This window comes from Flavobacteriales bacterium (assembly GCA_016704485.1).
Taxonomy (GTDB): Bacteria; Bacteroidota; Bacteroidia; order Flavobacteriales_F; family PHOS-HE28; genus PHOS-HE28.
This window is the reverse complement of the sequence record JADJAA010000001.1, coordinates 1775483-1794325: the sequence shown is the minus strand read 5'-3', so window position 1 is coordinate 1794325 and position 18843 is coordinate 1775483. Positions and strand designations below refer to the sequence as shown.

The 18843-nt window shown below is 46.9% G+C and carries 17 protein-coding genes; 1 reads left to right on the top strand and 16 read right to left on the bottom strand.

What is annotated here, in order from left to right; translation table 11 throughout:
- Positions 1–18: 18 nt before the first annotated feature.
- The 7 genes from IPF95_07540 to IPF95_07510 all read right to left on the bottom strand — a co-directional run bounded on the left by IPF95_07540 (position 19) and on the right by IPF95_07510 (position 9206).
- Positions 19–2526 (bottom strand): hypothetical protein, encoded by a 2508-nt coding sequence (locus tag IPF95_07540; protein ID MBK6474550.1) that lies wholly within the window; start codon positions 2524–2526, stop codon positions 19–21.
- 2 nt (positions 2527–2528) lie between these two features.
- The gene (locus IPF95_07535) at positions 2529–3998 is read right to left on the bottom strand and encodes a hypothetical protein (protein MBK6474549.1); all 1470 of its coding nucleotides are present in this window, start codon (positions 3996–3998) and stop codon (positions 2529–2531) included.
- Complete coding sequence (locus IPF95_07530; GenBank protein MBK6474548.1) at positions 3995–5293, bottom strand: T9SS type A sorting domain-containing protein; 1299 nt, start codon at positions 5291–5293, stop codon at positions 3995–3997. Before IPF95_07530 ends, IPF95_07535 begins: the two co-directional genes overlap by 4 nt.
- Before the next feature lie 619 nt (positions 5294–5912).
- Complete coding sequence (locus IPF95_07525; GenBank protein ID MBK6474547.1) at positions 5913–7097, bottom strand: PKD domain-containing protein; 1185 nt, start codon at positions 7095–7097, stop codon at positions 5913–5915.
- The gene (locus tag IPF95_07520) at positions 7094–7642 is read right to left on the bottom strand and encodes a hypothetical protein (GenBank protein MBK6474546.1); all 549 of its coding nucleotides are present in this window, start codon (positions 7640–7642) and stop codon (positions 7094–7096) included. Before IPF95_07520 ends, IPF95_07525 begins: the two co-directional genes overlap by 4 nt.
- A 256-nt stretch (positions 7643–7898) precedes the next feature.
- Positions 7899–8492 (bottom strand): M23 family metallopeptidase, encoded by a 594-nt coding sequence (locus tag IPF95_07515; protein ID MBK6474545.1) that lies wholly within the window; start codon positions 8490–8492, stop codon positions 7899–7901.
- A 192-nt stretch (positions 8493–8684) separates the two neighbouring features.
- Positions 8685–9206 carry a hypothetical protein gene (locus IPF95_07510; protein ID MBK6474544.1) on the bottom strand — a complete coding sequence of 174 codons (522 nt, stop codon included), beginning with the start codon at positions 9204–9206 and terminating at the stop codon, positions 8685–8687.
- A 165-nt stretch (positions 9207–9371) separates the two neighbouring features.
- On the opposite strand from IPF95_07510, the gene IPF95_07505 reads away from it, so the two are divergent.
- On the top strand, positions 9372–10688 hold the full coding sequence (locus IPF95_07505; GenBank protein MBK6474543.1) for an IS4 family transposase: 1317 nt from the start codon (positions 9372–9374) through the stop codon (positions 10686–10688).
- A gap of 52 nt (positions 10689–10740) precedes the next feature.
- Here the strand turns inward: IPF95_07505 and IPF95_07500 are convergent, their stop codons facing one another.
- The 9 genes from IPF95_07500 to IPF95_07460 form a co-directional block, all read right to left on the bottom strand.
- Positions 10741–11130, bottom strand: a complete 390-nt coding sequence (locus IPF95_07500; protein ID MBK6474542.1) for a type VI secretion system needle protein Hcp — start codon at positions 11128–11130, stop codon at positions 10741–10743.
- Positions 11131–11447: 317 nt separating this feature from the next.
- Positions 11448–12110, bottom strand: a complete 663-nt coding sequence (locus IPF95_07495; protein ID MBK6474541.1) for a hypothetical protein — start codon at positions 12108–12110, stop codon at positions 11448–11450.
- A gap of 206 nt (positions 12111–12316) precedes the next feature.
- Entirely contained in the window at positions 12317–12706 is a 390-nt protein-coding gene (locus IPF95_07490; protein MBK6474540.1) for a type VI secretion system needle protein Hcp, read from the bottom strand.
- Positions 12707–12883: 177 nt separating this feature from the next.
- Positions 12884–13093 carry a hypothetical protein gene (locus IPF95_07485; protein MBK6474539.1) on the bottom strand — a complete coding sequence of 70 codons (210 nt, stop codon included), beginning with the start codon at positions 13091–13093 and terminating at the stop codon, positions 12884–12886.
- 72 nt (positions 13094–13165) lie between these two features.
- Complete coding sequence (locus tag IPF95_07480) at positions 13166–13582, bottom strand: hypothetical protein (protein MBK6474538.1); 417 nt, start codon at positions 13580–13582, stop codon at positions 13166–13168.
- 351 nt (positions 13583–13933) lie between these two features.
- Positions 13934–15097: a hypothetical protein gene (locus IPF95_07475; protein ID MBK6474537.1), complete on the bottom strand. Its 1164-nt coding sequence runs from the start codon at positions 15095–15097 to the stop codon at positions 13934–13936.
- Positions 15094–16080 (bottom strand): hypothetical protein, encoded by a 987-nt coding sequence (locus tag IPF95_07470; GenBank protein ID MBK6474536.1) that lies wholly within the window; start codon positions 16078–16080, stop codon positions 15094–15096. Before IPF95_07470 ends, IPF95_07475 begins: the two co-directional genes overlap by 4 nt.
- Before the next feature lie 7 nt (positions 16081–16087).
- Complete coding sequence (locus tag IPF95_07465) at positions 16088–17041, bottom strand: type VI secretion system baseplate subunit TssG (GenBank protein ID MBK6474535.1); 954 nt, start codon at positions 17039–17041, stop codon at positions 16088–16090.
- Positions 17041–18843: a type VI secretion system baseplate subunit TssF gene (locus IPF95_07460; GenBank protein MBK6474534.1), complete on the bottom strand. Its 1803-nt coding sequence runs from the start codon at positions 18841–18843 to the stop codon at positions 17041–17043. The genes IPF95_07465 and IPF95_07460 overlap by 1 nt, the downstream gene beginning before the upstream one ends.

The window sequence follows — 18843 nt, the reverse complement described above, 5'->3', positions numbered from 1 at the left end:
GCGGTGTGCTCGATCGCTCTAGAACAGGTATTCCATTGGGATCCAGTAGAATTTCAACTCTTTGTCACGCTCTCCAATGCCAGCGGTATATACAAAAGGGTAACCGCCTTTTACATTTATGACTTTATCATTGAACTCGCGACCCGAGCGTTTAATTTCACGGAAATAATTCTGAACTTCCATATCACTCAGGTTTTCAATATCATCCAATTTACTCAAGCGGCTTAGTAGGGAGGTGCTGCCACCAACATGGTCCCCCACTCCGGTTATTTGGCTGCGCAATCTGCTTATATCCACCTTCTGATCCATGTCTTCAATGTTCAAAATACTTTTGGCGTATTTCTCCAATGCGCTTTTAAGAATATCCCGCTGCCCCGCAGCATCTTCACTATCAGAAGCATTTTCCACACGTGCGAAAAGGTCACGCAATGCATCTACGCTACCCTGTTTCATGAATAGCACTAGCCTATAAGTAGGATATTGTGCGTCCTTGTTCTTCAGAAAAGTATTTGCCAACTGGAACGTGTGTACGCGCTCTTTCGCTAACAAGAGCATTTCCTCTGTTGTAAGGTTAGCTTTACTCAAGGCGATCACAGCTTCTGAACTGAAGTCCGTAAAGGCTTTACCAAGTGTCTGGTCATCGTTGAAGAGCTTTGCCCTGATGTTCAATTCCGTCTCGCCTTTCTTATTGGCTTCTCCATATGCTTCACCGATCAATTGTACCAATACTTCAGGACTCAATTCACTTTCCGCCTGGGATCGGTCCGGATAATAGATGCGCATCAAGGTTGGTGCATTCTCGATCTCTGTATACCCCTTTTTCCTGATGACCTCTGTTTGTGTTTCTTGTCCTGGGGCATAGTTTATGAACCGTTCCTTCTCGCTATCATTAATTTTACTTGCGACCTTCTCCATTAACACCTGCATTTCATCTTCGAACCCCTTATAACCAATGCCATTTTTCCAAGCTGTCTGAAAGGAAATAATAGCTGGTCTCTTATTGAAGAATGCATTGATCAGATCACCATCATCAACAAAGGGTATTTGGGTACAACTAAAACTACGTACCATATCACTCCCCACATCCATTGTTCTACCCAAGTGGAAGATGATGTTGGTCTCGTCTTCATTCATTCCCAGATCATTGAGTGCGGATAACAAGCCAAACCTGGACGCAACCAATACATCGCCATCAATGCTTGTATTCACTTGCGTTGCGCTGGCAAACTTGGAGAATTGATCAAGATCATTGGTCAGCTTGATACGTTTCACCAGAACGTTATCTACTGAGCTTCCACAATCACCATCGGCATAAGCCACCATTCCGAAACGCAAATTGCTACGTTTCTCACTTGCTGTATTTGCAATAAGCGCTTGAACGGCTGGCAACAAGGTAGACTTGAAATGCTTTTGCATGCCAATAGTTGCATCCACAACAAACACAATGTTCACCTTGCCTTGGTTTTCCTGTGCTCGCTCCAATTTCTTCCGGAGTAACCCGAATTCCACATCGCTCGTACCCTTGATCGCTCCTGTATTCGCAACATTCATTTTGCCAATTGCACCGCATTCGATCACTGCATCGTTACTAGCCTGAGACAAGAAAGGGAAGCGCGGAATAATGCCACTGAACCGTCCGCTTTCATGCAGGATGGACACGTTCGTCTTATCTTTTTCCAGTATGACCGGATCAAGTTGATTCAACGGTTTCACCTTATAGTCACCACCATAATAACGCGTAGCATCATTATGATCCTTGAACACTTGCGCAATGAATTGACTGTTCTTTCTTCGCTCGTCCATCGCACTGTTATCCCAATTGGGTTCTAGCGCTAAAGCCGTATCCCAAATTTTGACACGGTTCTGATCCACCCACCCAAGAATTTGCCCATCTCCATCCAGTTTATAGTTATTGCTAAGGAGGTAACGTCCTTGCGCATCATCGTATTTATAAGCAAAGAGTATCTGGTAGATCTGTTTAGTGTCCAGTACCTTGTTGGAGGATGGGCCATCGTAAATTTGATAGAAAGCCTTCAACGTAGGGTCTTTGCCAATTTTTTCAGTAAAGGCTTTATCAACCGTGTTCACGATAAACGCTTTAAGATCCACAGCCTCAGAACCGTACTTCACCAGAGGATGCGGCCAAAGCACGAGTTCCGCCTTTTTCACCCAACCCAATTTGGAGCCTCCCTGTGTTACTTCAACTCCCTCATTACTTTCTTTAATGACCGTTAGCATGGTTCCAATGCGTGGCAGAGCGGTCTTTTTTTCTTTCCATTTATCATTCTCATAAATGCCCACATCCGATCTATCGGTGAAGGCATGCCACTCTTGGTCGGCGGTATTGCGGCTATGAATCTTTCCAGTTTGATAATCAACCCCGTCATTCAGCTTAACCATTTTTTCCCCCATACTATATCGCGGATGGAGCAATTCACTGGGCAACTGAAGCTGTGCACAGATTAACAATGGACCAACCGTGCTTACCACCAAATGCCAAACGCGCAAATGCCGTGAGATGTTCATGCTTATCTTATTTTTTGAATGCTAAGTCCGAAGCCCAAGAAATGAGGCGTAGCCTTTTTAACGAACGCCCTACTAGCAGAAACCTCCTGCTGACGGATCTCATTCAGTTGTGTTGCCGGTAGATCGGTATTATCAAGACTTGGTGTGATATGTTGCCTTAAAGATAGAAAAGCCCCAAGCTTTATCTTTCCAGCTCTAAAAGACTGTGTCAATCTCACATCCCAATAGAACGTAGATCTTAATTCCACTTCCTGATCCAATTCAGTACCGGACGAGCCAAACCCATAAGCAGATGCATGCGTGTTACTATATACCGTGTTTCCGTTGTAGCTTACGGAATTGGGGTTAATAGCAACTTCACTACCCGCGAATGGTCCTTCTTGGAAAACTGCGAATTGGTCATCCACAGCACTAAGGTGCACATTGGCCTTGCCACCAGAAACATAGCCCAACCCGAATTCCAGGTTGGTGCTCCATTTACTTTTCTTGAACACATCATAGCTAACCGCGCCACGGAAAGTGAACAAAGTTCTTGTTATGCTTTCCGGTGCAAATCTACTTCGCTGGTTCAGCACGAAATCCTCACCACCAAGGTCATTCAGAATGTTCAGTTCGATCAGGTTGGTCACATGATCACCGGCACCCAGATAATCAGCTTGTTGCGATCCTATAGCCTCAATTCCGGGAAGCTTATAACTCCATTTTTCTGCTCCCGCTCCTATATGAAGACCCAACCGACCACGTACCAGAGGTGAAGCTCCTTTGAAAGGATAAAAACGATAGCCAAGACCGATACCTAATAAACCGACCGCCATGTTAACATCATTGGGCAATAATGTGGCACCACTATTCCGGATCACACCTTTCCCACCGCCGAATTTGTACAGATCAAGTGTCCACTCATTCTCTAATGGCTCGAAATAGGGTTGTATTACCTGGATCAATGCTTTCCCTTGTTTACTCACGCGCACGGTCATGAATTGGAACACTTCTTTCGGCTTTTTCGGCACGATCAATACACCATTGCTTAGCACTTTTTGGAAAGTTCGTTTTATAACAAGCCGCACAATAAAATGATCTCGGGCGCCTGAAAGCGTGACTGATGTAAGCGGCTTAATAACCTTAGTGACCACTCCTAATGGTTCGTCAATTCCTTTCGAATAGTACTCTGCACAATACGCCTTTGGGCCTAAGCTTTGGCTAACATCGATAGCATTCTCATCGTTTGCATGAAAATCCAACAACAGTTGCGCATTCAGTCCAAATAGATCCAAAAACCTTCCTTCAAGATTCTGTCCTTGTGTATCCTTCAATTGGCTCAGATCGTTAAACCGATCCGCCAGCTCAAATGCTTTGATCTTTGCCTCTGAGCGGTTGAAGTCCATCGGAATGTTATCCTGCGAATTCACGACCAACGGCATTACGACCGTAGCTAGTATACCTACTAAGAAGGACATGAAGTATCCTTTCATCGCACGATCACTTTATGGCTCACTACATGGGCTGCAGAGCGCAGTTCCATCAGGTAAATTCCATCCAGATCATAGGGTATTTCAACTGTTCGGAAGATGCTACCCGGTTCCATTTCCAATTTCAGCACGCTCTGTCCGAGCAGATCGATCAGTTGCATTTCCACATGCTGGTCCCTAAAATAACTCGGCATGATCATATTAACATTGCCCTCTACGACCGGATTCGGGTATACCTTCAATTCGTTCACATGACCAAAGAACGCTTTTGTGTTCAACCTCTCGGAACTACACTCACAGAGACCTTCGCCATAGTAGGATCCGAATACGCGGATCACGCTATCTGCCAGCGCTTCTGGTATTATCGCAACCGCCGCATTGCCAACACTAGCAAGTGTGTCCAGAGTTAAGGGGTCATTCGCGTTGAACCACTGGAAGAACGGTGTATTGCCATTGAAAGTGGTATCCAACGAAGCAATGAAAATATAGCCAGGGAACTGGTACAATGAACTGATCTTGCACAACGAGCGTGAAGCATGCACAGTAAGCATAGTATCCGCTTTGCAGACTACCCCACTTGAATCCCGGCTAACGGTGAGCACTATTTCATGGGTTCCAGTGCTAGTGATCATGGGTTCGTATGAATCACCAAGAGCCATGTCCGGCTCCAAAAAGGCGGTGTCCAGCGCTGTCCAGACAGCATTCGTATCTGCACAGCTCAATACCAATTGCTGACCATTGCAATAGCTAACCTGCCCATCAAGGAAATCGCTGGTATTAGTTATTAACGCAACCGGCAAGGGGAATAACTGAATATTGATCAACAAGGTATCCAACGAACAGGCTCCTTGCAATACCAGATGAAGTGGATCCATGGAGTTGTTAGCGCTAATGATGCTCGCACTGTCGCTGGCGATGGCAAATGCGATAGGTTGCGGCGAACTGGCCCATGCGTAAGTACCCATGTTAGCATTTGAGATGCCGGACACAATTAAGGTATCGCCTGCACAAGCGAAGGAGGTAATGGTATCGAAAGATGGTTGGGGATGAATTAGTATGCTTATCGTAGAAGTTGTGTCGCAACCAGTGGTGTTGTTAGTTAAGGTATTCAGTACGCTCGTATTGCTGTTCGGTGTGGTATTTATAGCTGGGGCCACTAATGTGTCGCTCGAAGAACTCGGCCAACTTCCCGAAGACCAAGCCAGAGAGAAGGTGTCTGTACCTGTCGGAGAAAATGCGATCTGAAGCTGCTCGCCAGGGCAAAATGCTGTGTCGCTGAGTACGGTGGCCACTGGCATTTGGTTTACCACAATATTCGCTGCGTTACTGTTTGCGCAGCCTGTAACGGTATTGGTGACCGAGTTTATCTGAAAAGAATTGTTGGATGGATCGGTGTTGTACACCGATCCGGACCATGGATTGTCCATACCATTAATCGTGTCTGGTGCGCCTCCCAGCGTAGATTGCCATTCCAAAACCCAGCTCTGCATGGGAGAAGCTGGAGCCACGCCGATGATTAGAAGATCTCCCGAGCAAAATGGACCCACGCCCAATGCCAAATTTGGAATTGGGTTTACCACCAAAAACAGCGTATCCCAACTTGTGTTCAGGCAATTATCGGAAGAAACAATAGCATAAACCGTGTCCGTAACACTGTTAAATGCCGTTTCAAGTGAGATTGAGTCGACCACAGTGGTAGAAGTTGAGAAACTTACTCCGAAAGAATCACATAGCATGGTACCAACTACGAACTGTGAAGCTATATCTTGAAGATCAAAAACACCGTTTGTACTATTGGAACAAGCGTTTAAGGTGTATTGAGGCAAAGCGGTCATACCCATCAGTAGCATGCACAGTGCCAATAGCCACCTGTACATATTCTGAAGCTCTGATATGAATGGCATAATAATAGTGGTATCAATACTTGAATTCAAGTTTCACGATCTTGGTCTTTTCGACAAAATCCAAGCCACCCATTAAGTCACCTATGTCAATAACTCCTAGGCAATCATTATCATAGCTCATGTCGGCGAAGCGGCTTTGTTCATCTGCAGACTGTACCGTAATTATGTACGATTCTCCTTTCAATAGCGCACAACCCAGTGTGGTTACGCTTACGTATCGAGGACCATCAGAAAACCCACCTTGCACTGGAAATACATTCTGCACCCATTGGTAGTCGCTCTTCGCATTCTTAATGCGTACAAGTAATTTATTACCTTTCAGATTAGGGTCCGGCACTACCCAAATTTTGCTTAGGCAAACATCTTTTTTCAGGTCTTTCAAGTTCAGCGTTCTGCGTTCACCATTGTAGTCATAACAACTTTCCTCTACGCCATCTACGTAGCTTACCAGATACGTTTCACTGAATTCGTAGCTGGCCTTGTTCAGGAATCCGTTGCTTATCAAGGGGCTAGGGGGTGGTACCGACGGTTTTATCTCGTTCTTTTTTTCAACCTTGGGTTCCTTTTTAGTAGGTGGCAATACGGGTTCTCTTCTTTCTACTTTCTTCTGTGGTGGGTACACGGCCATTTCGTTACTGTACATCGGCAAGGTATCCCCGTCATTGGTTATTACGCGCACATCCACCTTGTAGTCACCGGCTTTGGTGAACTGGTAAGTGAGTTCGGTCGCGCTGCTATCCACCGTTACATCCTCATCGTTGATGTACCAGTGGCGCGAGCGTGCGTTGTTGGTCTTATCGCTGAAGGTGGCTTCAACATTCAATTCCATTCTACTTGGCATGTGTATCACCGCGTTGCATTGCTTCACGGTAATGGTCCTTGTGCCCCTATATCTTCCATTGATCAACATATCCAGCCTATGCACACCCTCGGCAAGGTGTGAGAATTCGCGGACGGGCTCAATTTCAGACAGCGAATTATCCATTCTCCACTTTATCTCGTCATTTTTGGAAGTAGCCTCTTGTGGAGGTGAAACCCGGAATTTTTCACCAATACAGAACACAGTATCCACAACCAGCGAATCCTGAGCATTACGGAATTCGATAGGCAGTGTTTCGTAATGTGTTGATGCCATTAGCATGAACATGACACCGAAGCTGAACACGGCCAGTAAGCTGAATATGACCGGTCTCTTCATCGGACGACCAGTTCACTAGGTGGCACATTGTACTGTATGGCGACGTTCTTAATGCGGGTAATATCGTCCTGCATATCATTCATTGTACGCAGCATTTGATCCTTTTCATCATATAGGTTCTTATATCCCTCATTGTACAATTGCAATGCGATGCACATTTCGATCATCAAAGCAGTATCCTTCTTCTTTTCCTGCCCCACTACGTTTCGGTTCAGATACGTCAATTGATCTTTCAAACTTGTTGGGAGGCTATAGATCTGATCGGCCAATTCACCGGACATATCCTTGGAAGGGCTCACTTTGTTGAGCTCTTCGATCACGGCCTTTACCTTTAACGTGATTTCCTGTTGCATCTGCGCGATGTTCCCTTCTTCTTCTTCATAGACTTTCATCGCCCCCACCTTGGTGCGCAACAATTCATTCTCGTGGGCATCCGTGCGAGCGAACAGATATACACCAGCACAGATGGGCAGCAAAGTGAGTAATAGGATAAGCACGAAGATCCCAATATTCACTTGACGTTCCTTCTTATTCAACGGTTCCATTTAAGGTGTATTAAGGTTACAACAATGATAAAGCGTTCAGCTTCTACAAACAAGCTACGGGTTAAAATAATCCTTCGACGAATATAACATGGACATGTGAATACCAAAATGCTTCATCACATAAAGAACGATCGTGGGCGGCTGGGTAATTATGAAGCCTCTCATTCTCTATACTTTCTTTACCTAGGACCAGAAGCTATAACCAAGGCGCGGATCAGGTGACATTGCTGCATCAAGGACATGATCAGGAATACCACTAAAAGGCATGATGACAATCGCGGTCGTAAACGGGTCTTCCACTGGCGCCAAATTCCGTACCCATAAAGTCCTCCGGGTTCAGACGAGCACTGGCCGAAAACGTTTTGTCGATCTCAAATTCTCGCACCTCCAAGTGCATGTGCGCTTTTACACTCCCTTGGTAAATCGCTACCTCTAAATTACCGGTGTTTCCGGACAAGGCAATTAGATCACCTGCTTTAATTACGTCACCTACTGCTACACTAATGGAACGCAGATGAGCGTACATAATATAAATAGGCTGGCCGTGGAACTTGGTAAGATAAACAAGGCAGTTACCGTAACCTGAGCGTTTACCAGCTTCCACAACGTAACCGTCGTACATTGCGAAAAGCGATGTCCCCATATCCATTTGCAGGTCAATTCCATCATGTTGTCGGGCTCCGCCATCACGCACCTTACCAAAACGAGCACCATTCATTCCAGAACCGTTCTGCATTGCAAGAGCTGGGTTGAAGCAGGGATCACCAGAGCAGGGTTTACGCTCCACCACTGTTTTTACCTCCTTGGGCTTTTGCTCGCAGCCGGCCGTCATGAAAAGAATGGACACCATTAACAACGTCTGTAGCAGTATGTGGAGTGACCTTGCCGATGTATGCGAGCACATTGGCGCAATTTAGTGCAAGGAAAGGAGTGTGTGGAACGCTTCCCGCATGTGTCTCATGCTTTTCGAGCCGACAAACCGTGTAACTTACTTTCTTGTACATCGGAACAGAGACCATACATAGCTTGTAATTCGATCGGATCACCAACCACCATTTCGAATGACCTCCTCCAAAGGTCTGTTATAGATCAACGTAGCGAGTTCGCTCAACGGACGATCACCTTGGTCGTTGGCCTTGGCGATCGATATATGTGGAATGTAGATCTGCTCTGCATCCCCGATGTAAGCCACCTTCTTTTGTGTGTTCGCTTTGTGTTGGTACCTAGCGCCGCCTTTCCAAACAAAAGCCAGACGTTGCATTCTGATCTTGCATAAGTGGCTCATCTTCGGGTTCCATACTTCATTCACAGCTAGTTTGGCTCTTGCGGCTTCCTCGAACGTACAGCCGTTGACCTGCATAAGGCTCCGAAGTTGGGTCAATGCTTTATGGGTAAACCAATACTTACCAAAAATATGGTTGCCATTCCCAAATTGATCAAGGGGCGTGATCACACGGTACAACTCAACGCCAGGTGAAACGACCATGCGTTGCGCCAGTCCATTTCTGAATGTGCTTCGTTCATTGTCAGGCAGCCTATGATTGCGGTAGTGATAGGAACTCATTGGGCGTTGGTTTTTACTAGGTTAATATAATGCTCAGTTCAAGAATGATCATTTAGAAATCACTGCCGTCCGGAACAATAGAACGGACCGGATAATTTTGCACTGCTAAAATAGGAAAGGGACCCCTGATTGCGTCGCGGATCCCTTTCCATAATTAATGGTACCATGGGCAAAATTAAGGCAAAGGCTGGAACTCCGGTTTACGGACAGCTGTTATCGCTTATCAACCGAAAAGACTTCCATAATGCGGTAGTTGAAACCGGTGCAGACTTCGCTGTAAAGAAGCTCAATACATGGACCTTGATGGGGTCTATGATTTTTGCCGTGTTGCAAAGAACTTCAGGGCTTCGCGAACTCACCAGTGGTTTAGCGGGTTATAGCGAAGGTCTGAAACACTTGGGGTTTACTCACCTGCCCAAACGCAGCACCGTAAGCGATGCGAATAAGAAGCGGCCACCAGAGTTGTTCGCTAGGGTTTTTGCGGACATATACCGCCGATATAGACACTATTTATCGGACAGCAGTTTGCCAAAGAACGAACGTTGGCTACGTAATTTGTTCTTGGTAGACTCAACCACAATTACACTTTTCAAAGAGATCATGAAGGCTTGTGGGCGCACTCCTGCCGACGGAAAACGCAAGGGCGGGGTGAAGGTCCACATGGGTATGCACCTTACTGAAGAAGTGCCATCTCTGATTCGGATTACCAAAGCGGCCACCAACGACAAGCAGTTCATGCCTGAGTTCAAGAACATGGCCAAGGGAACCATATTGGTGTTCGACAAGGCGTACATGAACTACCCTTTGTATAGGCACTGGGGTAAGACCGGGGTGCATTTTGTTACGCGCCTAAACCTGCGAAGCACGGTGCAAATACTTCGCGATCGCACGGTAAGCGCAAGCGCCAAGAAGGCTGGAGTACTCAAAGACCAATGGGTTCTGCTGGGCCACGAAGGCGAACTCAACCCTATACTGTTGCGCTTGATAACCTACTACGACCAGACCTTCAAACGCACCTTGCAATTCATTACCAACATGGGTAAAATGGGACCGGTGAACGTAGCCCAAGCCTATAAACAGCGGTGGCAAATTGAGATACTATTCAAGCGTCTCAAGCAGAACCTGAAGTTTACCGACTTCCTAGGTGACAATGAGAACGCGATCCGGATCCAGATCTGGTGCGCCTTGATCGCGGATCTATTGGTAACGATCAAGCGCAAATTATTCTCCTTCAAGATCCAGCCAGCATATTCAACGATGGTGGGCCTAGTGCGATTGCATTTAATGCGTTATGTGGATCTAAAGGAATTGTTGCTGAGCCCTGATGATCCTACACTTTTCGGATCGCCACCAACTCAACAACTTACGTTTTTAACTTCGGACCACCCTAACTTTAGTGTCCAGCAGACCAGTTCAACAAAACCAGGTCTTCCAGAACGTCAATCTGCCGAGCTAGGATTGTTCCGGACGGCAGTGATTTAGAAATGTGAAATGCAGGCCAGTTCCAACTAGCCTGCATTTCTATCTGATCCCACTATACCGGCCACTCATTCTCCAGCGTTTCACTGCCCAATGTGAGTTGCTGTGCACTAATAGTGCAATTCAATGTCATTGGGTTGCCACTTACAGAGTCAAATTTCTCACTAAGCTCTACCACGTACGCATTCTTGAATGAAAGTTCCTTCATCTTGGCATCTTCGTCGCGTTTCTTGAACACGATCTTTCCTTCAGAACTTTTGTGTTGTGCTATCATCAGATCCCACAAGGAGGTATCCTCAGTACTTTCTATCTCGAAGTTGATGGTTCCACCTTTCACTTCCGATGATACGCGGCCGGTGGGGTCCTTGCTACGTTGCAGGGCGTAACTGCAATGCATCAGTCGGTATTCTTTTCCGTCAATGGTAAGGTCTGCTCTGAATGCCATGGTGTTTCAAGGTTTAGTGAATGTTCTAGTTTGATGATACAAGTATATTGGGGTAGTGAGCGGTTGCGATGACCCAACACATGTAGGATGGGTTTGGATGGATGAACGACATGCTTGAATGCAGGTGGTGTTGGTAGAGAGTTCGGAGTTAAGGTTGAGGTTGAAAGCTGAAGCAGTTCCGAAGTCTCAGTTTTACGCACCAAGGTTAAAAACGCTGGCATTGGCCTTTACGATCGTGGTTGAAGCAATTGGGAAACTGCATATTAAAAAACCACCCGTAAGGATGGTCTTTACTATGGAACTGTTTTGTAACATTCTTAGAAATAACTCTTGAACATATTCTTCAGATCCACCTCATTGCTATCCAGAAGGTCAACGAAGTCGACTATACGCACAGGTGGTGCCGGATAGCACATAATGGCTTGATGACCGAATTTTTGGCGAGGCGCAATATCAAATTTGGCGTGCAAGCCATCGCTGGATACATTTCCACCATGTTGGGAGCGGTTGCTCAGCTGACCACTGGAAGCAAATCGGAAGATCTCCATCCGGTCTCCACTTATCATACGGTTGCCATTGCGTGCAATTACCATTTCTGTTTCTGCCCCCACGTATCCTGGCAATTCAGCTTCACGAATGAACTTACGGCATGTACGCTGCTTTTTGTTCCGCTCACTGTTACGCAAACTTTGGCCTTTATCTGCCAGTATGGTATACGGGTTCCAGTTCCATTTATCGCTGTGCATTTGGGAGCTATCTATTACTTCATGCCAAATTCGACCCAGCTCATCTTTGAATTTGGGAGTTGCAGGGTTATATGGTGGTAGTTGGATCAGTTTGTGCGTTTGGCGATCACTGAAACGGTTGCGCCATTTGTTGAAGTATTGAAATTCCCGATCGGCCAATATCTCGGCCACCGGTGCGCTCTGCAATCGCTTAAGGCAGGAACTTAGTTTGGTTTGTTCTTCAATGTAGCTCATGATCTGTGGGGGAGTGTCAATCAAGTCAATGTCAATTCTATCACTACTCATTAAAAGAGTGCAACCTCATTGCACCAATGGTAGGGTCTTTGTCCCATAGGACCCCTCACGTTGGGCTCTTGTGGGAACACGATCATTAGTACAAAGCATAAAGGACGTGGGAAGAGCGACCCATCTGGATCGCTCTTCCCACTAACCTTATTGCTTTACACAGGCCACTCGTTCACGTGTGTTTCGCTGCCTAATGTGAGCTTGTGCGCCGAAAGGGTGAATGAGAGGGTCATTGGGTTACCACCCACTGAGTCGAAATTCTCGGAGAGGTCAACAACGTAGGCGGTCTCGAATTTCAATTCCTTCATCTTAGCATCTTCATCCCGCTTTTTGAAGGTAATGGTGCCGTCCACACTTTTGAATTGTGCGATCATCAGATCCCACAAGGAAGTGTCTTCGGTGCTTTCGATCTCGAAGCTAATGGTACCGCCTTTAACTTCTGATGATGGTCGTCCGGTAGGATCCACGCTGCGCTGCAATGAATAACTGCAATGCAACAATCTGTATTGTTTGCCGTCGATCTCAAGGTCTGCTCTGAATGCCATGGTGTTGTTGTTTTAGGTTGTTTGTTTTGTTCTACGATACAAACATATTGCTGCTCAACACCGTGCAAGGCACCGATTTAGCCAAGCCATGGCTCAGGTGGCTGAAACGTTCGTTTCACTCCATGAACGACGATCTGGCAGAATTACTTTTGGACCAGTATGGAGCGAGTTTGTATACTAGCTTACCGCGAAACTGTCCTCCCACGAGGTACTCACCGCTGGACATTGGCGTTTGAGTCGCTGTAACTTCTGTTGTTCAATTTGTATGGCGCGTTTCTCCACACAAGTAGCAGCATGCAATTGAATGTTGCGCTCGTAGCGTCGTTTTAGTGCTGCAATGTTCTGGCGGATCTCAGTGATCTCTTGTTTGATGGCATTTGGTTCCATGGTAGCGAGGATTGCATTGTTAGTTGATCTGGGATAGCAGTATTGAGTTCCACCACATGTGGCCCCTTCTCTTTACGTTGACCACTCATTTGCGAATTCGCCAGATTCGCTTGTCCCCTCCATTATCAGCCTGCGAGCGGTCAATGAGAACTTGATGGTCATAGGCGTTTTGTCCGTAGCATTATAGGTTTCGGTATGCTCCGCTACCATAGCATCCTTGAATTTCAGTGTTCTCATACGCACATCCTCTTCGACTTTCCTAAAGACCACTTCACCGTCGAAAACTTGCTCCCCAGCCACCGCTAAATGAGCGATCTTCATCCACAAAAATATATCATCAGTGCTTTCGATCTCAATGGTTACGGTACCACCCCTGGTTCGACCAGTTGGTCTTCCTGAAGGAGGATCCACTGGCGTAAGTAGCGTATGTGTGCAAGAAAGCACACGGTAGGTGCGGTCATCAATGGTAAGGTCTGCTCTGAAAGACATGGTTGTGGGAGATTAAATGATTGTTTTTATCCGTAATGTTGTTCTGACCGATCGAGATCATTAATGACATCCGCATTTACTTGGATCTCCTAAAGAGCATGCTAATGAACTAAGATCGGGTTCCATCACGCAAACCGTTAAGACCGAAACAGAAATCGTCGACGTTAAGGTCACCAGGAAGTGAGTCGGTGAGGAAGAGTTTGGTATCGTTGCCATTGAGGATACTAAGTTATAAGCTAGTCGACCTGTTCCGTCATCCACCAATACGCAGGAGGCTTTCGCCGCAACCGAAGTCGCATCTATGGACCTGGGGTATCTGATGTATGCTGAAGATAACATTTGATCAAGGTTTCAAAAATCCCACTTTCTGCGTTTCTGGGGGGCAGAAGCGGTATCCTCTTTGGTTTTGTCGGTCACGAAAATGCCGATGTCCTTCTTCTTGCCGATGTAATCCAAGCGGCTCAGTTCATTGAATAATTTCGAGGTGTGTTTGCAGAATGAACTGATGCGCGTCAAACACGCATTGATATCGTAATGTTGGTACTCCATACCGAAAAGGCCGGACAGAACATTCATGTATTCCGCCGAATTAAGATCCATTACTTCGGTGCTGAAATAATTCAACAATTCATCCTTGCCTGTATTGGTAGTAAGCTCAATTGAGTTCTTAATGCACCGGGCCAAGCGCATTGTGTGTGCCACGAAATGTACCGGGTTCTCGAAGCGATAGAAAAGCACCACATCATCGATCTCCTTCTCGATAAGATCGAACACGCGACGGGCGATCAATTCCACATTTCTGACCAACGGGGTTTTGTGCTCTGCACTGTTTGTTTTTATGATGATGTGCAAAGCATTCTGCTCCAGGTCCTTCACGAATTGAAGATACTTGAAATAGAATTCCGTGAGTTCCGCAGCGCTTTCCATGCTCATGCACGGCGGAATATAATCTTTCAAATGCTTGATCACGCCTCCGCTTAATTGCACCCTGGTCAACACCACGTAGTTCCGGTTGTACTCGTTGTATTGGATCTCTTTGCTTGGCGCCAATTCCAACGTGTATTCTGGTTGTGCGAAGGGATGTCTGGGCGGCGACTCCTTTACATCCGGTTCACCGTAAGGTGTCATGTTGAAGGAATCAACCTTCACAATAATATCGAATATATCTTGGTCCTCGGCCTTCTCCAGATCAATGACAAAGTTGGCTTTCAGCGCATTGGTAAGGCTGTTCAGGTCGCTCACGATCTCCACCCGATCACCAGCAGGACTTAGCGCACGGCATTGATACACCTCCACATCGATCCGGTTGGGATGTCCTACGGTCATAATGTATTCCAATGAACCCCTACCCTTCAACTTGCCCGCAAGCAGGCCCATATCAAACTCGCCGCTAAGTATGCTCCGGGCATCGCGAACACGGTCTTCGGTAGCACGTTGCATATCGATGAAGTGATCTTTGCTGATCTTCATTCCATCGATCCAATTGATGTAGCCGTTCTTTATGGGATCGTTCATGACTTAGCAGGAATTCGGTGAATACGGCTAAAACGGATCTCGGTATTCTCCACGATCCGGTTTTCTTGCACGCTCAGTTCGGGGTCGAGGTAGCGCTGGCCTATTTTAATACTGCCTATTTTTTTCGGTACACTGAACAACCAGCCTAATGAATTATCATCTTGCCTCAATTCTTTGATCGGAGCATCTGGACTTCGATGTTCATTGTAGTCCTCAATAAATAAATACACCCCTTGCCCAAAATTCCACTGTAACGGCAATTTGGTTTCTATTAATTTACTACTGCCTTGTTTTCGGTCAGGTATGAAGCGCATGTGCAGATGAACAAAGGGCTCTATCCAAACCGGCTCTTTCTCTTTGTGGTTCTTTGGGAAATACCACAGCGGATATTGTTTGTCCTCCACCAACATGGCGCGTTGGTAAAGATGCCTTACCAGGAAAGGCACCACGAACCAGATGGCCGTGCTGGCAAATAGTAATGCGAAGGTACTGGCCATGGGTTCGAAATAGGCATTGGGTGGCGTGGTTTTCCAAAACAGCAATAAATGACCGAAACGGTGCATCAGGAACAACCCGAGAGCGGCTACGAAAGCAAAGCCTAAAGTGAGTCCAAACTCAGGACCCAAGCGGAAGCGATCGAACCAATCCACCTTTTTCTCCGCCTTGCTTAAATGCCATATACCGATCAACAAGAAAATGATGGACAGTGAAGTAAACACCACGCGAACCATGTTAAGCTTTGGCACAGTGCCATCCGGCGCCGGTGTGGCAAAAAATCCATCGAATTGGTAATACGGCAGGAATACGGTGAGACCCAATAATGAACCCAATAATAAAAACACCAACAAATGCTTTACGATGCCACTGTTGAATTTCGCCGCTTTGGCCTGCGCTCCTTTGGCCTGTTTCACTTTGGAACCAAGCCCTTTTTGCATGGCTTTGCCTTGCGATACCGTACTTCTTATGCCACCCAGTGGATCCATGTTATACTCAGGTCAAGTAAGTTGTAACGCCTAATCTAATATATTCTGGATCCTCGTGCATGACCAGATCCCGTTCCTCCGTTTTCAATTCCACCTGTAACTGTACCTCCATATCAGCGGGCAACAACAATTCACTGAGGTACATGAACTGCTGAAAACCACGTTGCATATAAGCGAAGCTTGCGGACTTTGACTTGCTGGTCGGGCCAATGCGCACCAAAGCAACTTCATCATCATCCTGATAAACACCTCCGGTTATCATGTCCACACCCAGTTGACCACTTCCCAAGGCCACTTGAGATCCGGAGTCGATCTTCAATGGTTCTGGCGTTATTAAAGTCACTTCCACGGGCACATCGAGTACTATTTGCATGGACTGCGCGATAAGGTCCAAGTCCTTGACCAACCGATGTACCAATGGCAACAGCAATATTAGCGTGCCTTGCTGCTTTTTGCTGAAGTATTCAGGTATGCTCCAAAATTTACGCAGACCACGTTCATTGTCAAGAGAAAGCAACTCCGTGGTCATGCTGCGCTCGTTCAGCTCTATAAGGCTTCTGGTTCGCAGCAATTCATGATCCAGTGGCGAGAAGAACTTACGGGCCTTGCGTTCAACTTCATTATGGTACTTCACTTCGTCCTTGATCTCGATAATGGAACGAAAGGACTTGGGTTTACGATTCTGATGGAAAAGCACCTCCGGTAATCCGTCGTACAACCCTTTGCGATTGACTTCCACCACCGCGCGTTCTGTCTTGTGCTCAGTTGTACCGGGATCATGCAGAGCGGCAATATCTTTTGAAATGATGCGGTGGAAACCTCCATTGGGCAGCATGAAGACATCGTCCAGATCAATGGAACCGTCCAACACCAGATCCGCGATAACGACCTCGGCCCGGATGTCCTCGGCTCGTGAGCGCAATTCCGCTTGCCATTGCTTCCATGCGTGTTTCTTCGCCATCAGTTCAGGATAACCTGCAGTGGTTTGGAGAAGTTGGAAGAGGCCTTTAGTTCGGAAATGATCCGCTGGCGCAGGTGCTCCTGCTGTTCCACATCCTGCATTTGATCGTTGAACTTCAACACCACATCAATGGTGCGCTGCAAGCCATTGTTGCGTGTGGCCGCGGTGCGGAATCCATTCGTTACCACCACATGCTCCAACACTGGCCCTGCAATGGAACGGCACAATTCGGCAATGTCGCGTTTGGTCACTACCATACCTCTTGAAAGCAAAGCCGCACGGAAAACCCGCACCATCTCTTTGTCACTTTTGGAATCACTACCACCAATGGTGGTGGTTACCATGGTGGCGTAGCCGTTGCGGGCCAATCCGGGGTTCTTTACCCGAAGTTTGCTGTTCGGTGTTATGCCATTGGCCAAGGTGCCATCGCAACTCCAAAAATGCATGTGGGCGTTCTCCGCATCGGTATGCGGTTTGATAACAACATAAGGTTGCTTGCCGCCAGCTATGGCACCGCTCTTCTTCTCGATCTTTTCCAGGATCTGCTTAATGGTATTAAGGTCTGCTACCGTGCTTGTTACGTCCAACGCAGAGAATGATCGCTTTTCATCGCGCAGCAGATCCAAAAGGTAGTTCAGGTGGTCATGACCATCGCGCTCATCCAGTCTGCCAGCACCGCCGATCCTAATATTGTAGCTGCCTGCGGTCATTTCTGTCAGCTCGAAGGAAGGGCACGCTTCATACACTCGGCCCTTGTTGCTCTCTGCCCGTTCCACACCTAGAAAGTAGTTGTCGAAATCGATGCGGCGGATGTTCAGATCCCGCAACAGGCGGAAGATGACCTTGTCCAGCTTGCGGTTCAGCACCGGCGTACAGTTGTCCAATACTAGGCAATCCCGAACTTCTTCTGAAGTATTGTCCGGTGGCATTAAAACCTTCAACCATATCGTATCATCTCCATCAATGCGCTCACCCAATTCCTGCAACTGCAAATTCAATTCCTCATTGCGAACGCTTTCATTCAGGTCCACTTGCTCAATGCTCAAAAAGCGCTCATCGTAGTAGTTCACCACCTGTTCTTCAAACTTGACCACAGGCCGCAGGGAGGAGCGCAGATCAAAGTGATCCACAGAACCATGCAGGCCAGGGCGCGTGGGGATGCGACTACCTTTCATGTTCAACACAGCAACTTTTGGCACTGTGTTGAACAAGCGTTTTTTCTGTTGCACTACCGGCCAATCAAAGTATAAACGCACAGATGAACTCTCCATGTCACGCGCTCCACGGAAACCCAAGAGGATCTCATGGTCGTGCTGCTGCAATTCCACCTCGCCCAGCTCTTCCGCTCTTATCCCTTGAACAGCTTGCGCCCGCCCGGCTTGAACACGGTAACATAAATGAAGGCGGCTCAAGGGTTGCTCTCCGGCACTGCTGAAATGGATATCGGCCGAGTTTATCTTGTTCAGGTTCTGTTTGTCCTTCCACTTTTTCTCGAAGTACATCTCATCATACGCGGTGATCTCACCCTCCTCACTGGGTTCCATGCGCACTATGCCGTGCGCTGGGGTAGCCACTTGCAATTCCTCTGGAAGTAGAAGTTCCGCTAATCGATCAAAGATGCGGGCATCGGAAGAGTATAGGTCGTTACCAACTCGTTCCAACTCTTTGGCTAAAGCACCCAACAGCATTTTGGCCACTGGATCAATGGACTCCAGGTCACTTTGGTGTACGTTCCATAACTCACCCGCATTCTTGAGCAGCCTGCGGTAAACAGCTTCTTTGGTGAACTTGTTGGCTCTCAT

Bases quoted from the DNA above. Each gene is read 5' to 3' on its own strand.
- IPF95_07540 (MBK6474550.1), bottom strand. From the start codon at position 2,526: ATGAACATCTCACGGCATTTGCGCGTTTGGCATTTGGTGGTAAGCACG.
- IPF95_07535 (MBK6474549.1), bottom strand. From the start codon at position 3,998: ATGAAAGGATACTTCATGTCCTTCTTAGTAGGTATACTAGCTACGGTC.
- IPF95_07530 (MBK6474548.1), bottom strand. From the start codon at position 5,293: ATGCCAGTGGCCACCGTACTCAGCGACACAGCATTTTGCCCTGGCGAG.
- IPF95_07525 (MBK6474547.1), bottom strand. From the start codon at position 7,097: ATGAAGAGACCGGTCATATTCAGCTTACTGGCCGTGTTCAGCTTCGGT.
- IPF95_07520 (MBK6474546.1), bottom strand. From the start codon at position 7,642: ATGGAACCGTTGAATAAGAAGGAACGTCAAGTGAATATTGGGATCTTC.
- IPF95_07515 (MBK6474545.1), bottom strand. From the start codon at position 8,492: ATGGTGTCCATTCTTTTCATGACGGCCGGCTGCGAGCAAAAGCCCAAG.
- IPF95_07510 (MBK6474544.1), bottom strand. From the start codon at position 9,206: ATGAGTTCCTATCACTACCGCAATCATAGGCTGCCTGACAATGAACGA.
- IPF95_07505 (MBK6474543.1), top strand. From the start codon at position 9,372: ATGGGCAAAATTAAGGCAAAGGCTGGAACTCCGGTTTACGGACAGCTG.
- IPF95_07500 (MBK6474542.1), bottom strand. From the start codon at position 11,130: ATGGCATTCAGAGCAGACCTTACCATTGACGGAAAAGAATACCGACTG.
- IPF95_07495 (MBK6474541.1), bottom strand. From the start codon at position 12,110: ATGAGCTACATTGAAGAACAAACCAAACTAAGTTCCTGCCTTAAGCGA.
- IPF95_07490 (MBK6474540.1), bottom strand. From the start codon at position 12,706: ATGGCATTCAGAGCAGACCTTGAGATCGACGGCAAACAATACAGATTG.
- IPF95_07485 (MBK6474539.1), bottom strand. From the start codon at position 13,093: ATGGAACCAAATGCCATCAAACAAGAGATCACTGAGATCCGCCAGAAC.
- IPF95_07480 (MBK6474538.1), bottom strand. From the start codon at position 13,582: ATGTCTTTCAGAGCAGACCTTACCATTGATGACCGCACCTACCGTGTG.
- IPF95_07475 (MBK6474537.1), bottom strand. From the start codon at position 15,097: ATGAACGATCCCATAAAGAACGGCTACATCAATTGGATCGATGGAATG.
- IPF95_07470 (MBK6474536.1), bottom strand. From the start codon at position 16,080: ATGGATCCACTGGGTGGCATAAGAAGTACGGTATCGCAAGGCAAAGCC.
- IPF95_07465 (MBK6474535.1), bottom strand. From the start codon at position 17,041: ATGGCGAAGAAACACGCATGGAAGCAATGGCAAGCGGAATTGCGCTCA.
- IPF95_07460 (MBK6474534.1), bottom strand. From the start codon at position 18,843: ATGAGAGCCAACAAGTTCACCAAAGAAGCTGTTTACCGCAGGCTGCTC.